Origin of the sequence: Phenylobacterium sp., assembly GCF_025934275.1 — a bacterium.
Classification (GTDB): domain Bacteria; phylum Pseudomonadota; class Alphaproteobacteria; order Caulobacterales; family Caulobacteraceae; genus Phenylobacterium.
Genome location: NZ_JAICYI010000080.1, coordinates 1 through 12424 on the forward strand (window position 1 = coordinate 1; position 12424 = coordinate 12424).

Sequence of the window (12424 nt, forward strand, 5' to 3'; positions counted from 1 at the left end):
CTGATCATGTTGCTCCCAGTGCTGGTCGGCGTCGTCGGCTCAACAGGGGCCTGGTGGGTGACCCGCTTTCCGCCGGGCGCTCTCACCCCGCGCATGACCCTGCGCCAAAGCGACCGCGTCCAACGCTACATGTCGCGACTCTACCTGTTCTATCCCATTCTGATCGGCCTATTCGCCTTCGACTGGGCGCTCCTCGTCCACAGCGTGCTGAAAGGCGGTTGGCAGGTCCTGGATGTGACGGAGGGCCTGGTTCTGACGTTCGGCGTCGTCGCCTATGTGCTGGCCCTCACGGGCTGGGGCGTCGGGCGAATGAGTCGGCTGATCTATGACGAAGAGCTTTTCCGGTCGTTTCGCACGCGGGGCTATATCGCCGGCTTCTGGAGCGTCATGGGAGGGCTGCCGTTGATCCTGGCGCTCGGCCTGGCGCGGCCGGCCTGGGCGGTGGAGGCCCTGCCGGTCCTGATCGCCGTGGGCATCAGCGTCCCCGCCGTGACCATCGGCCTCCTCAACCGGCGGGCCGAGCGGGATGCCTGACCGGCGCCTGATAGTCCGCCTGAAGGCTGCGCGAACGGAGGCCGGGCTCACGCAAGCGGAATTGGCGCTGAAGGTGGGCGTCAGCCGCAAGACCATCAACACCGTGGAGAACGGCGTCTTCGTCCCTTCGACGATCCTGGCGCTCGGGCTGGCGCAGGCGCTGGGCCTCACGGTGGAAGCTCTCTTCAGCCTAGCGCCTGATCTATCCTCAGACCTTTGAGGGTGCCCGCCCCACCCTTAGCGGACACTGGCGCTGTGTTTTGTCGGCGGCCGCCGGGCGGTTCGCGAGCTTACGCTCGTCGCCACACAAGCTAGGCCCGATAAACCACCCGGCCATCGGCGACCGTCATCAGGACCTTGCCCTGCAAGGTGCGGCCGTCGAACGGCGAGTTCTTGGACTTCGAGGTCAGCTTGTCGGCGTCGATCAGCACCGGCGTCTGGGGGTTGCACAGCACGAGATCGGCGGGCGCGCCCTTGGCGAGCCGTCCGGCGTCTAGGCCCATGAGGTCGGCCGGGGCGCTGGTCACCGTGCGGATCAGGTCGATGAGCGGGATTCGCTCTTCGTGATGGAAGGCGAGCAGCGCCGGCAGCAGCGTCTCCAGGCCGACCGCCCCCGGCGCGGCTTCCTCGTAGGGCAGGCGCTTGTCCTCCGGGGGCGCCGGCGCATGCGCCGAGACGACGATGTCGATCAGGCCGGACGCGACCGCCTCGATCACCGCCTGGCGGTCGTCCTCGGAGCGCAGCGGCGGGTCCAGCTTGCAGAAGGTTCGGTAGTCGCCGATGTCGATCTCGTTGAACGACAGGTGGTTGATCGAGGTGGTGGCGGTCACCGGCAGGCCGCGGGCCTTGGCGCGCTCGAGGCTTTCCAGCGCACAGGCGGTGGTCACCTGGTCGACGAGCAGCCGCGCCCCGGTCAGCTCCACCAGCGCCAGGTCGCGTTCCAGCATGATCTTCTCGGCGGCGACCGGCACGCCGGGCAGGCCCATGCGCGAGGCGAACTCGCCCTCGCTCGCCGCCGCCCCGCCCGCCAGCCAGGGGTCGGCCGGCCGGTGCGCCACCAGCATGCCGAACGCCTTGGCGTAGGCCAGCACGCGGCGGAACACCTTCGAATTGACGATCGGCCGGTCGGCGTCGGTCACATAGAGGCAGCCGGCTTCCGCCATCAGGCCGATCTCGGCCATTCGCTCGCCGGCGCAGCCCTTGGTGGCGGCGCCGGCCGGGAACACCTTCACCAGTTCCACATCGCGGGCGCGCCGCAGGATGAAATCCACGACCGAGGGCTCGTCGACCACAGGGTGGGTGTCCGGCTGGACGACGATGGTCGTGACCCCGCCCGCCGCCGCGGCGCGGGCCGCCGATTCCAGGGTCTCCTTGGTCTCGGCCCCCGGCTCGCCCGTCTTCACGCGGATGTCGACCAGGCCCGGCAGGAGCAGGGCGCCGCCTCCGTCGACCGCCTCCACGTCCCCTGAGAGCGCGCCGAGGGCCTGGCCCCGCGCGACGTCGACGATAACGCCGTCCGCCACCATCACGGCGCCCGGTCCGTCGTAACCCGAGGCCGGGTCGACCAGCCGGACATTGGTCACCGCGAGCGGCCGGCTCACCTCGCATTCTCCAGGCGGGCGGCCAGCGAGGTCAGCACCGCCATGCGCGCGGCGACGCCCATCTCCACCTGGTCCTGGATCAGGCTGACAGCGAGGTCGTCGGCCACGTCGGAATCGATCTCGACCCCGCGGTTCATGGGTCCGGGATGCATCACCCGCACGCCCGGCGCGGCGCAGGCGAGCTTCTCGCGGTCGAGCCCATAGAAGCGGAAGTACTCCCGCTGCGAGGGCGCCAGCACCCCGTCCATCCGCTCCAGCTGCAGGCGCAGCATCATCACCACGTCGGCGCCTTCGATGCCCTTCCTGAGGTCGTAGAACACGGCGCAGCCCCACCGCTCCGCCTGCGCCGGAATGAGGGTCGGCGGTCCGACCAGGCGCACCTCCGCGCCCAGCATCTGGAGCAGGGCGACGTTCGAGCGCGCCACCCTCGAATGCAGGATGTCGCCGCAGATCGCGACCCTCAGGCCGGCGATCCGTCCGAAGGCGCGGCGCATCGAAAGGGCGTCCAGCAGGGCCTGGGTGGGATGCTCGTGCCGACCGTCGCCGGCGTTGATCACCGAGCAGGTGACCTTCTGCGAAAGCAGGCTCGCGGCCCCCGACGCGGAATGCCGGATGACCAGCAGGTCCGGCTGCATGGCGTTCAGCGTCACCGCCGTGTCGATCAGCGTCTCGCCCTTGGAGATCGAGGAGGCGCGCGGACTCATGTTGACGACGTCGGCGCCCAGCCTTTTGCCGGCCAGCTCGAAGGAGCTCTGGGTGCGCGTCGAATTCTCGAAGAACAGGTTCATCAGCGTCCGACCCTTGAGCAGGTCGAGCTTCTTGGCGGTCTGCCGGTTCAGCGCCACGAAGCCGTCCGCGAGGTCGAGGAGGTTCGCGACCTCCACCTCGTTCAGGTCCAGGACCGATAGGAAGTGCCGCTTCGGAAACGAGAAGGTCCGCTGCAGGACCTCGTGCAAGCCAGGGGGCGCGGCGCTCATTAAAGCGCCGTCTTAGGCGAGGTCGCACGGCAAGCCAAGCGCCCCTTTCCCAAGCCGCGCCGTCCGACTATGTCAGCGGCTCAGTCAAACGGGGGCAATCCAGTGACCACCAGTCTCTTCACCTTTGTGGATCTCTACAGCCGCGGCCTGACCACGCTCGCCCACGTGCTCGACAAGGGCGCGGCGCTGGCCAAGTCCAAGGGCGTCTCGGACTCCGAGATGCTGGAATGGCGGCTGATCGAGGACATGAACCCGCTGCGCTTCCAGGCCTTCGTCTGCATCAATTTCGCCAAGCAGTGGACGGCGCGCGCGGCCGGCCTGGACGTCCCGCCCGACATCGCCTCCGACCTCGACCTCGCCGGGATCAAGGCCGCCATCGAGGACGCCAAGGGCTATCTCGCGAAGCTCACGCCCGAGCAGTTCGAAGGCCGCGACGAAGCCCCGCTCACCGTCACCCTCGGCGCCGGGATGGCGCCCACCCTGCCGGCCGCGCAGTGGCTCACCGTCTTCGCCACCACCAACTTCTATTTCCACCTGTCGATGGCCTACGCGATCCTGCGGCAGCGCGGCGCGGACCTCGGCAAGCGCGACATGTTCGCCGGCGGTCTCTGAGCGGGGCTAGCGCGCGGCGCCGCGCAGCCGGTCCAGCGCGCCCTGCAGGATCCAGGCGGCGGCCGCCTTGTCGACCAGCTCGGCGCGCCGCGCGCGGCTGACGTCGGCCTCGCGGGTCAGCATGCGGTTGACCGCCATCGAGCTCAGCCGCTCGTCCCAGAACGCGATCGGCAGGTCGCGCAGCCGCAGAAGGTTGCGCGCGAAAGCCCGGCTCGACTGGCAGCGCGCGCCCTCCGTCCCGTCCATGTTGACCGGCAGGCCGATGACGAGGCCGCCGGCGCCGCGCTCGTCCATCAGCTCGAACAGCCGCTCAGCTTCCTTGGTGAACTTGCTCTTGCGGATCAGCTCGATCGGGGAGGCGATGGCCCGCGTCGCGTCCGAGATCGCCACTCCGATGGTCTTCTCGCCCAGGTCCAGCCCCGCCAGCGGCGCGCCGGCGGCGACCAGCGAGGGAAGCTCCAGGAGATCCACGACGGGCATGCGCTCCCTTACCCGCGACGTTGAAAATGTGCACGCGCGCGGCTAACCCACGCGCCTGGAATTCAGGAGGGCCCGATGGCCATCGACGCTGCGACCGTCCGCAAGGTCGCCAGGCTCGCACGGATCGCCGAGCCGCAGGACCGGCTGGAGCCGCTCGCGAGCGAGCTTTCCGGCATCCTGAACTGGATCGAGCAGCTGAACGAGGTGGACACCGAGGGCGTGGAGCCGATGACCACCGCGATCGCCATGCCGCTTCCGATGCGCGAGGACGAGGTGACCGACGGCGGCGATCCGGCCCGCGTGCTCGCCAATGCGCCGAAGACCAAGGACGGCTTTTTCGTCGTCCCGAAGGTGGTCGAGTAGATGGGCGAGCTGACCTCCCTGACGCTGAAGGCCGCCCTCGACGGGCTCGCCGCCAAGCAGTTCTCCGCGGCCGAGCTCACCCAGGCGCACGTCGAGGCGGTGGAAGCGGCGCGCGCACTCAACGCCTATGTGCTGGAGACGCCGGAGAAGGCGCTCGCCATGGCGCGCGCCTCCGACGAGCGCCGCGCCAAGGGCGCCGCCGGTCCGCTGGAGGGCGCGCCGCTCGGAGTGAAGGACCTGTTCTGCACGGAAGGCGTGCGCTCCACGGCCGGCTCGAAGATCCTCGGCGACTTCCAGCCCACCTATGAATCGACCGTCACCGCAAATCTCTGGCGGGACGGGGCGGTGATGCTGGGCAAGCTCAACATGGACGAGTTCGCGATGGGCTCATCCAACGAGACCTCCGCCTTCGGGCCGGTGGTGAGCCCGTGGCGCACGCAGGGCGGCAACGCCAAGCTGACGCCCGGCGGCTCCTCCGGGGGCTCTGCCGCGGCGGTTGCGGCGGAACTCTGCCTGGGCGCCACGGCGACCGACACCGGCGGCTCGATCCGCCAGCCGGCCGCGTTCACCGGCACAGTCGGCGTGAAGCCCACCTACGGCCGCTGCTCCCGCTGGGGGATCGTCGCCTTCGCCTCCTCGCTGGATCAGGCCGGGCCGATCGCCCGCAATGTCGAGGACGCCGCCATCCTCCTCAAGTCGATGGCCGGCCACGACCCCAAGGACTCCACCAGCCTGCCGGTGGAAACGCCGGATTTTCCCGCCTTCGTCGGCCGCTCGGTGAAGGGGCTGAAAGTCGGCGTGCCGCGGGAGTACCGCGTCGAGGGCATGCCCGTCGAGATCGATCGGCTGTGGGAGCAGGGCGTCGCCTGGCTCAAGGCCGCGGGCTGCGAGATCGTCGAGGTCTCGCTGCCGCACACCAAGTATGCGCTTCCCGCCTACTACATCGTGGCTCCGGCCGAAGCTTCCTCCAACCTCGCGCGCTATGACGGCATGCGCTACGGGCTGCGGGTCGAGGGCGGCAACCTCACCGAGACCTACGAGGCGACCCGCGCGGCCGGCTTCGGGGCGGAGGTGAAGCGCCGCATCCTGATCGGCGCCTACGTGCTCTCCGCCGGCTATTACGACGCCTATTACCTGAAGGCGCTGAAGGTCCGCCGCCGCATCGCCGACGACTTCGACCAGGCGTTCCAGAACGTCGACGCGCTGCTCACGCCGACCGCGCCCTCGGCCGCGTTCAGCCTTGGCGAGAAGTCGGACGATCCCGTCGCCATGTACCTGAACGACATCTTCACGGTGACGGTGAACCTCGCCGGGCTTCCGGGCATCAGCGTGCCGGCCGGGACCGACGCCGCCGGCCTGCCGCTCGGGTTGCAGCTGATCGGCCGGGCCCTGGACGAGGGCACGCTATTCTCGCTCGCCGGCGCGCTGGAGCAGGCGGCCGATTTCCGCGCCAAGCCTGAGAAGTGGTGGTGAGGCGCGAAAACCACCTTCAGTTGACAGGCGCGGCGCTCGGTTCGACCCTTCCGAAGGGTTGCTGGGAGCGTCACTGTGAGTCGTATCGGAGCGCTGACCGGCGCGATCGCCGGTCTCTTCCTGGCCTCCCACACGTGGGCCGCCGAGGTCGGCAAGCCGGCGCATGACTTCAAGATCGTCACGCTCGATGGGAAGAAGCTCACCCTGGCTGACTTGAAGGGTCGGGTCGTGGTGCTGAACTACTGGGCGACGTGGTGCGGCCCCTGCAAGGGAGAGTTGCTGGCGTTCGATAACTACCTGCGCCATCACCCTGGCACGGACCTCAAGATTTACGCTGTCGAGACGGAAGACGCGCTTCCGAAGTCGTTCCTGCAGAAGATGCAGGCCTCGGCGGCGTTCACCGTGGCGACCCACGTCAACGGCCGTGGCTACGGCGTACTCGGAGGTCTGCCGACCAGCTTCGTCATCGATCGGGAGGGCTTTCTGCGGCACGCAAAGGCCGGAGCGTTCAATGAGCAGAGCCTCGCAACCCTCGTCGATCCGCTGCTGAAGGAACCAGCGCCTGCGGCGCGCGAGATCGACGCCGCCAAATGAAAACGGCCTCCCGCATGCCCCGCGGGAGGCCTCTTCTCTCGATCACGTCGATCGTTGGCGGTGTTACTTCCCGCCGGCGTTGATCTTGTCGAACTCGGCCTGGAGCGCCTTCAGCTTGGCGTCGTCCAGCGCGCCCTGGCTCATCGGGGCGACCTGCGCCAGCGTCATGCCGCCGATCTGGTCGTAGTACTGGGAGATCTGCGGCAGGGCTGTTTCGAGGGCCGTCTTCGCCTGCGGATTCTTGACGATGTCGCTGATCGGCGTCTTGTCGACCGACAGCGCGCCAGAGGCGGGCGCGGCGGCGGGGGCGGCGGCAGGCGCCGCAGCCGAGGATTGGGCGAACGCCGGAGCGGCCGCCAGGGCGGTGAGGGCGATCAGGCTCGCCGCGAACGTAGTCTTCATAGGAGTTTCCCTTTTCCCGGAACGGGAGTCTTCAGAAATCCGGTATCAGCCCTGTTTTTCCGCGGCGTGCAAGACGCAGGTTTTGCGGCGCTTGCGCTTTAGCGCCGCGGCGTTACTGAGGCGCGCATGAGCGAGACGTCGAAGCTGATCCAGGGTCGGACCGGCCCCTGGGAGATCGTGCTGGGGCTGGAGGTGCACGCCCAGGTGGCCTCGCGCGCCAAGCTGTTCTCCGGGGCGGCGGTGGGCTTCGGGGCCGGGCCGAACGAGCAGGTCAGCCTGGTGGACGCGGCGATGCCCGGCATGCTGCCGGTCATCAACCGCCATTGCGTCGAGCAGGCGGTGAAGACCGGGCTCGGGCTGAAGGCCCAGATCAACCTGAAGAGCCGCTTCGACCGGAAGAACTACTTCTATCCGGACCTGCCGCAGGGCTATCAGATCAGCCAGTACCAGCACCCGATCGTGGGGGAGGGCCAGGTCGTCGTGGAGCGCGACGACGGCTCGACGTTCACCGTCGGCATCGAGCGGCTGCACCTGGAGCAGGACGCCGGCAAGAGCCTCCACGACCAGGATCCCAACTTCACCTACGTGGACCTCAACCGGGCCGGCACCGCCCTGATGGAGATCGTCTCGCGCCCTGACATGCGCTGTTCGGAGGAAGCCGTAGCTTACGTCAAGAAGCTGCGGACTATTCTCATCTATCTCGGGTCCTGCGACGGCGACATGGAGAAAGGGAACCTGCGCGCCGACGTCAACGTCTCGGTGCGCAAGCCGGGCGGCGAGCTCGGCACCCGCTGCGAGATCAAGAACGTCAACTCGTTCCGCTTCATGCAGCAGGCGATCGAGTTCGAGGCGCGCCGCCAGATCGAGATCCTCGAGGACGGCGGCGAGATCGACCAGGAGACCCGGCTGTTCGATTCGGGCAAGGGCGAGACGCGCTCCATGCGCTCGAAGGAGGAGGCGCACGACTATCGCTACTTCCCCGACCCAGACCTCCTGCCGCTGGAGCTCGATCCGGCCTGGGTGAAGCGGATCGAGCAGGCGCTGCCCGAGCTGCCCGACGCCAAGAAGGCCCGCTTCCAGGCGCAATACGGCCTGTCGGCCTATGACGCAGGGGTGCTGATCGCCGAGCAGGCGCGGGCCGACTTCTTCGAAGCCGCCGCCAAGGGAGGCGACGCCAAGCTGACCGCCAACTGGGTGACCAACGAGCTGGCCGCCAAGCTCTCCGCGGGCGGCATCGAGATCGACAACAGCCCGATCTTTCCGGGCGCCATCGCCGAGCTCGTGCGGCTGATCGAGGACGGCGTGATCTCCTCGAAGATCGCCAAGGACGTCTTCGAGCGCATGTGGCTGGGCGAGGGCTCGGCCTCCGAGATCGTCGAGAAGCAGGGACTGCGGCAGGTCTCCGACACCGGAGCGCTCGAGGCGATCATCGACAAGCTCATCGCCGGCAATCCGGGTCAGGCCGAGGCGGTCAAGGCCAAGCCGCAGGCGATCGGCTGGTTCGTGGGCCAGGTCATGCGCGAGACCGGCGGCAAGGCGAATCCGGCCGCCGTCAACCAGCTGTTGAAGGCGAAGTTGGGGGTCGCGTAGCCGCCTGCCCTCGGCGGGGAGGAGCGGAAGCTCAGTCCTCGATCACGTCGAAGATCTGGCCGGTCGCCTCGTCGACCAGCAGGAAGGCGTTGCCGACCCGCACCCACGTGTAGCCCCGCGGCGGCGGCCGCAGGCGATAGCGTCCGTAGTCGCCGACCACGCCGCCGCGCACCTCCGGCGGCAGGTAGCCGCCGCGCCGCACGCCGTAGGGCCTGGGCGGGCCATAGGCTCCCGACGGGGGGCCGTAGCCGTAGGGAGACGGGGCCGGCGCGCGCGCCCAGCCTCCGCTGCGGCCCTCGCCGCGCGCCCAGCCGGGCGGCTGGCCCCGTTCCCCGTCACGCCGCGACCAGCCGGGCGGCCCCTGGGGCGCGCCGCGGCCCTCGTGGCCGCGCTCGTAGCCGCCGTGGCCGCGCTCCTCGCCGCCGTGATCGCGCGCCATCGCCGCGCCTGCGGCCACAGGGCCGAGCGCAAGCAAGACCGCGGCCGCGATCAGCATCAAGCGTCTCATGTGGCCGATTTGTCTCAAAATGCTGTCCTCGGTCGAGGCCAAACATCGACGAGGTCGCCTGAACTGGGCCTGAACGCCGCTATCTGAGCAGCGCCTCCACCACGCGGGCGATCAGGCCGGTGCGCGTCTCGGCGAGGTAATAATGATCCTCGACGCGCACCCAGCGGTAGCCGTAGGGCGCAGGCGCAAGGTGATAGCGCCTCGGCTCGACGATGACATAGCTCGGGCCGGTGACGTAGCTGAGCGGCAGACGCTCGCCCCTTCGCCACAACTTCTTCGCCTGGCCCGGGGGAAGCCCGTAGGGCTTCTTGGCCAGGCCCGGCGGCTCGCCGTGCGGATTGCCGTGGCCGCCGCCTGCCCAGGGCGGCGGATCGGCGAGGGCCGCGGCCGCGGCGGCGAGGCACAGCGCGGCGGCGGCGATCAGCGAAGCCTTCATGGTTGCTCCCTTCGTGGTCGGCATCTCCTACCCCTCCGAAGATGACCGCAAGACAACGGCCGGCTTAACCATGTGTTCAGCGAGAGTGGCGTTTTCTGGTTACGACAAGGCCCGGAGGAGGACCTGAACACAGGCGATCCGGCCGGGCGTAACAGGGACGAAGCTCATGCTGACAAGCATGGAAGTCGCAAGCCAGGGCCTGCCGCTCCCCAACGCGGACGCGTCGGGCGACGAGCTGTTCCGCCTGGGCCTGCTCTATTCCACCGGACAGGGCGGCGCGCCGCTCGACTACGTCTCGGCGCACATGCTGTTCAACCTGGCCGCCATGCGCGGCTCGGTGGAGGCGAAGGTCTATCGCAAGGAACTCTCGGAGGAGATGGCCAGCGAGGACATCGCCGAGGCGCAGCGCCAGGCCCGCGAGTGGCTGGCGCGCGGCTGACCGGGGATTCAGCCGCCGGAGAGCTAAGCGGCCGCATTCACTCGGCCGCCGGCGCCGCCTGACGCGGCGCGACGAACATCTGATAATTCTCCTCCATCACCTTGGCGTCCGCGGGCTTCGTGAGCTGGCCCGCCGAGCAGGTGTCGCAGGGCGCGCGTTTCTCGAAACTGCTGGCCATCTCGCGCCGCCAGGCCGCCGCCGGCGCGCTGCAGAAGGCGTGGAAGATGCTCTCGTAGCCGCGCAGGTCGCCGTAGATGTAGTCCGCGTGCTCCGGCCGGTCGCTGCGGATGTGGCAGCAGGGAGCCACCAGGCCGTTATAGCTCACCACGAAGTGCGCGAACGGGAAGAAGCAGGCCGCCGTGCGCTTGGCCGCCGTGTGAATGTCGTCGATCAGGCCGCCGCGGTCGGTGCCGTGCTTGTAGAAGTTGATGCCGCGGACCTCGATCTCCATGGAGCGGTGCGGGGCCTTGGCGACCATGTAGTCGTTCGACTTCAGCGTGACGATCTTGGCGGCGATGCCCATCCGCACCGAGATCTCGGTCAGGCGGTTGGCCACATAGATGTCGGAGTAGCGGTCGCCGCGCTTCAGGTGGATCGAGACGTGCATGTAGTCGAGGCCGGCCTCGGCCAGCTCCTCGACGTAGCCGGGCTCGAGGTAGTCGCCGTTGGTGTAGATCATGATCCGCGCCCTGGGCACGCGGGCCCGCGCCTCGCGGATGCGCTCCAGGATGCTGCGGTCGGCGAGCGGCTCGTTGTAGTAGTTGAGGATCAGGTACTTGGCGTAATCGATCTCCTCCAGCCCGCCGATGATCTTCTCCCAGATCTCCTGCGGCATCGGCAGGTTCGCGCCCAGGCGGTCGCCCACAACGTTGGGGCAGTAGGAGCAGCGCCGGTTGCAGTAGGAGTGGGTCTCCATCTCGACGCGCAGAATGGTGCTGGCGAAGATCTGCCGCGCCAGATCGCGGTCGGTGATCTCCTCGTACATCTCCTTGCCAACATACATCGGCGCGCGGGTCCCCTCGCTTCGAACGCCCCGGGCGGCGGGGCGGCGTAGGGCTAGCATGCGGCTGGCCGCGCCCCAAGGTCGGCCATGGCCCTGGCCGGCGCGACAAATCGGGGCGGCCCGGCGGCTCCCGCCGGTCGCGTCTACGGCGAAGGCGAGTCTGCCAGATCCTCGATCCGGGCTTTGGCGGGCCTGCCGCGCCCCGCGTCGGCCGCCACGCTCGGGAAGATGCGCAGGAAGTTCTCGCAATAGAACTTGTCTCGCACCGGGCCGCCGCGCTCGCCCAGCGCCGCCTCGAACCGGCCGATCGGATTCCGGCCGCCTTCGATGTGCGGATAGTCGCTGGAGAACAGGTAAAGCTCCGGATTCGACTGGTCGATCAGGTTACCGACGTCCTCGAAGACGAACGGCGTGAAGGCCAGCTGCTCGGTGATCTGTTCCGAGGGCTTGCGGCGCAGGGCCTGCAGGTTCGCATCGCTGCGGCTCCAGTGCTTCACCACCCAGTCCAGCCGCCGCAGGAGTTCGGGAACCCAACCCGCGCCGAGCTCGACGCTGGCGCCGCGCAGCCCCGGATGGCGCTCCAGCACGCCGTCGAGCACCAGCATGGTGATGAAGGCTTCGGGACCTTCGTGCAGCAGGGCGATGTCCTTGGTGCGCAGGTTCTCGCCGCCGCCGAGCCAGTCCTTGGTCGGCGCGCGGCCATTGTTCATCCAGGCGCGGGCGACCTGCAGCGGCGCGCCGCCGACGTGCAGCACGAACGGAGTCCGGCTCTCGGCCAGGCGGGCCCAGAACGGGTCGAGATCGACGTGGCCCGGGGAGCGGTCGCCGCAGGGCCGGTGCGGCAGCCAGGCCGCGCCCAGACCCGCGTCCAGCGCGAAGTCGAGCTCCGCCATGGCGAGGTCGGGATCGTCCAGCGGCACGACGGCCACGCCGATCAGCCGCGCATCGTCGCGGCAGAACGCGGCCATATGGCGGTTGTGCGCCCGGGCCGCGCCGTAGCGCAGCCGCGGCTCGACCTTCGAGCTTGCCGAGAAGGGCAGAGCGACGCTGTGGGTGGCGAACACCAGCTGCTTGCGGAACCCGAGCAGATCCAGCGCCGTGGAGCGGTCGGCGCTGTCGAATGCGCCGAGCGCCTGGATTTCCTTCGAGGACTCGATCAGCCGGTCGCCGAGCGCGATTTGCGCGGCGACATGCTCCGGGCTGTGCCGCCCGCCCTGCGCCATGATCACCGCCACCTCCTCGTCGGTGACGATGGAGGCCGCGTAGCTCACCTCCGGGATCTCCTCGCGCAGCGCCGGATCGGCGTAGCGCTTGAGGAAATCCGGCAGCTCCATGATGTGGCTGTCGGCGTCATGGATGATGCGGTCGGCGGGCGCGTAGGTCATCGGCTCCTCCGTTCGGCCCAGGTGCGC

The 12424-nt window shown here is 69.0% G+C and carries 16 protein-coding genes; 8 read left to right on the plus strand and 8 right to left on the minus strand.

Translation table 11 applies throughout. From position 1 onward, the window contains the following. Together Q0W60_RS16220 and Q0W60_RS16225 are read left to right on the plus strand one after the other, a co-directional pair. A partial coding sequence (locus tag Q0W60_RS16220) for a hypothetical protein (protein WP_297697124.1) occupies positions 1-534 on the plus strand: 534 nt, incomplete at its 5' end. Further along, positions 527-754: a helix-turn-helix transcriptional regulator gene (locus tag Q0W60_RS16225; RefSeq protein ID WP_297697125.1), complete on the plus strand. Its 228-nt coding sequence runs from the start codon at positions 527-529 to the stop codon at positions 752-754. The genes Q0W60_RS16220 and Q0W60_RS16225, both read left to right, overlap by 8 nt. Before the next feature lie 91 nt (positions 755-845). Here the strand turns inward: Q0W60_RS16225 and pyrC are convergent, their stop codons facing one another. Both pyrC and Q0W60_RS16235 read right to left on the minus strand, forming a co-directional pair. Beyond that, a complete protein-coding gene (pyrC, locus tag Q0W60_RS16230; RefSeq protein WP_297697126.1) occupies positions 846-2135 on the minus strand; it encodes a dihydroorotase in 1290 nt (429 codons plus the stop codon). Beyond that, positions 2132-3112 carry an aspartate carbamoyltransferase catalytic subunit gene (locus tag Q0W60_RS16235; RefSeq protein ID WP_297697127.1) on the minus strand — a complete coding sequence of 327 codons (981 nt, stop codon included), beginning with the start codon at positions 3110-3112 and terminating at the stop codon, positions 2132-2134. The genes pyrC and Q0W60_RS16235 overlap by 4 nt, the downstream gene beginning before the upstream one ends. Before the next feature lie 102 nt (positions 3113-3214). Between Q0W60_RS16235 and Q0W60_RS16240 the strand changes: the two genes are divergently transcribed. Continuing rightward, the gene (locus tag Q0W60_RS16240) at positions 3215-3724 is read left to right on the plus strand and encodes a DUF1993 domain-containing protein (RefSeq protein ID WP_297697128.1); all 510 of its coding nucleotides are present in this window, start codon (positions 3215-3217) and stop codon (positions 3722-3724) included. Between the two features lie 6 nt (positions 3725-3730). Here the strand turns inward: Q0W60_RS16240 and ruvX are convergent, their stop codons facing one another. Next, the gene (gene ruvX / locus Q0W60_RS16245) at positions 3731-4204 is read right to left on the minus strand and encodes a Holliday junction resolvase RuvX (protein ID WP_297697129.1); all 474 of its coding nucleotides are present in this window, start codon (positions 4202-4204) and stop codon (positions 3731-3733) included. A gap of 75 nt (positions 4205-4279) precedes the next feature. On the opposite strand from ruvX, the gene gatC reads away from it, so the two are divergent. The 3 genes from gatC to Q0W60_RS16260 all read left to right on the plus strand — a co-directional run bounded on the left by gatC (position 4280) and on the right by Q0W60_RS16260 (position 6634). Continuing rightward, positions 4280-4567, plus strand: a complete 288-nt coding sequence (gatC, locus tag Q0W60_RS16250; protein WP_297697130.1) for an Asp-tRNA(Asn)/Glu-tRNA(Gln) amidotransferase subunit GatC — start codon at positions 4280-4282, stop codon at positions 4565-4567. Next, positions 4568-6040, plus strand: coding sequence for an Asp-tRNA(Asn)/Glu-tRNA(Gln) amidotransferase subunit GatA (gene gatA, locus Q0W60_RS16255; protein ID WP_297697131.1), 1473 nt, complete (start codon positions 4568-4570; stop codon positions 6038-6040). A 75-nt stretch (positions 6041-6115) separates the two neighbouring features. Further along, a complete protein-coding gene (locus Q0W60_RS16260; RefSeq protein ID WP_297697132.1) occupies positions 6116-6634 on the plus strand; it encodes a TlpA disulfide reductase family protein in 519 nt (172 codons plus the stop codon). A 63-nt stretch (positions 6635-6697) separates the two neighbouring features. On the opposite strand, the gene Q0W60_RS16265 is transcribed toward Q0W60_RS16260, so the two are convergent. Continuing rightward, entirely contained in the window at positions 6698-7036 is a 339-nt protein-coding gene (locus tag Q0W60_RS16265) for a hypothetical protein (protein ID WP_297697133.1), read from the minus strand. Between the two features lie 126 nt (positions 7037-7162). On the opposite strand from Q0W60_RS16265, the gene gatB reads away from it, so the two are divergent. Further along, positions 7163-8626: an Asp-tRNA(Asn)/Glu-tRNA(Gln) amidotransferase subunit GatB gene (gatB, locus tag Q0W60_RS16270; protein WP_297697134.1), complete on the plus strand. Its 1464-nt coding sequence runs from the start codon at positions 7163-7165 to the stop codon at positions 8624-8626. 31 nt (positions 8627-8657) lie between these two features. Here gatB and Q0W60_RS16275 read toward each other — a convergent pair whose 3' ends face one another. Beyond that, a complete protein-coding gene (locus Q0W60_RS16275) occupies positions 8658-9122 on the minus strand; it encodes an RcnB family protein (protein ID WP_297697135.1) in 465 nt (154 codons plus the stop codon). A gap of 91 nt (positions 9123-9213) precedes the next feature. Then, the gene (locus tag Q0W60_RS16280) at positions 9214-9570 is read right to left on the minus strand and encodes an RcnB family protein (protein WP_297697136.1); all 357 of its coding nucleotides are present in this window, start codon (positions 9568-9570) and stop codon (positions 9214-9216) included. A gap of 166 nt (positions 9571-9736) precedes the next feature. On the opposite strand from Q0W60_RS16280, the gene Q0W60_RS16285 reads away from it, so the two are divergent. Beyond that, positions 9737-10009 carry a sel1 repeat family protein gene (locus Q0W60_RS16285; RefSeq protein WP_297697137.1) on the plus strand — a complete coding sequence of 91 codons (273 nt, stop codon included), beginning with the start codon at positions 9737-9739 and terminating at the stop codon, positions 10007-10009. A 37-nt stretch (positions 10010-10046) separates the two neighbouring features. Here Q0W60_RS16285 and Q0W60_RS16290 read toward each other — a convergent pair whose 3' ends face one another. Together Q0W60_RS16290 and Q0W60_RS16295 are read right to left on the minus strand one after the other, a co-directional pair. Continuing rightward, a complete protein-coding gene (locus Q0W60_RS16290; protein WP_297697138.1) occupies positions 10047-11012 on the minus strand; it encodes a radical SAM/SPASM domain-containing protein in 966 nt (321 codons plus the stop codon). Positions 11013-11155: 143 nt separating this feature from the next. Next, the coding region (locus Q0W60_RS16295; RefSeq protein ID WP_297697139.1) for an amidohydrolase family protein at positions 11156-12424 on the minus strand (1269 nt) is incomplete at its 5' end.

Excerpts from the sequence above, each read along its gene's own strand:
- Q0W60_RS16225 (WP_297697125.1), top strand. The coding sequence starts at position 527 with ATGCCTGACCGGCGCCTGATAGTCCGCCTGAAGGCTGCGCGAACGGAG.
- Q0W60_RS16235 (WP_297697127.1), bottom strand. The coding sequence starts at position 3,112 with ATGAGCGCCGCGCCCCCTGGCTTGCACGAGGTCCTGCAGCGGACCTTC.
- ruvX (WP_297697129.1), bottom strand. The coding sequence starts at position 4,204 with ATGCCCGTCGTGGATCTCCTGGAGCTTCCCTCGCTGGTCGCCGCCGGC.
- gatC (WP_297697130.1), top strand. The coding sequence starts at position 4,280 with ATGGCCATCGACGCTGCGACCGTCCGCAAGGTCGCCAGGCTCGCACGG.
- gatA (WP_297697131.1), top strand. The coding sequence starts at position 4,568 with ATGGGCGAGCTGACCTCCCTGACGCTGAAGGCCGCCCTCGACGGGCTC.
- Q0W60_RS16265 (WP_297697133.1), bottom strand. The coding sequence starts at position 7,036 with ATGAAGACTACGTTCGCGGCGAGCCTGATCGCCCTCACCGCCCTGGCG.
- gatB (WP_297697134.1), top strand. The coding sequence starts at position 7,163 with ATGAGCGAGACGTCGAAGCTGATCCAGGGTCGGACCGGCCCCTGGGAG.
- Q0W60_RS16275 (WP_297697135.1), bottom strand. The coding sequence starts at position 9,122 with ATGCTGATCGCGGCCGCGGTCTTGCTTGCGCTCGGCCCTGTGGCCGCA.
- Q0W60_RS16280 (WP_297697136.1), bottom strand. The coding sequence starts at position 9,570 with ATGAAGGCTTCGCTGATCGCCGCCGCCGCGCTGTGCCTCGCCGCCGCG.
- Q0W60_RS16285 (WP_297697137.1), top strand. The coding sequence starts at position 9,737 with ATGCTGACAAGCATGGAAGTCGCAAGCCAGGGCCTGCCGCTCCCCAAC.
- Q0W60_RS16290 (WP_297697138.1), bottom strand. The coding sequence starts at position 11,012 with ATGTATGTTGGCAAGGAGATGTACGAGGAGATCACCGACCGCGATCTG.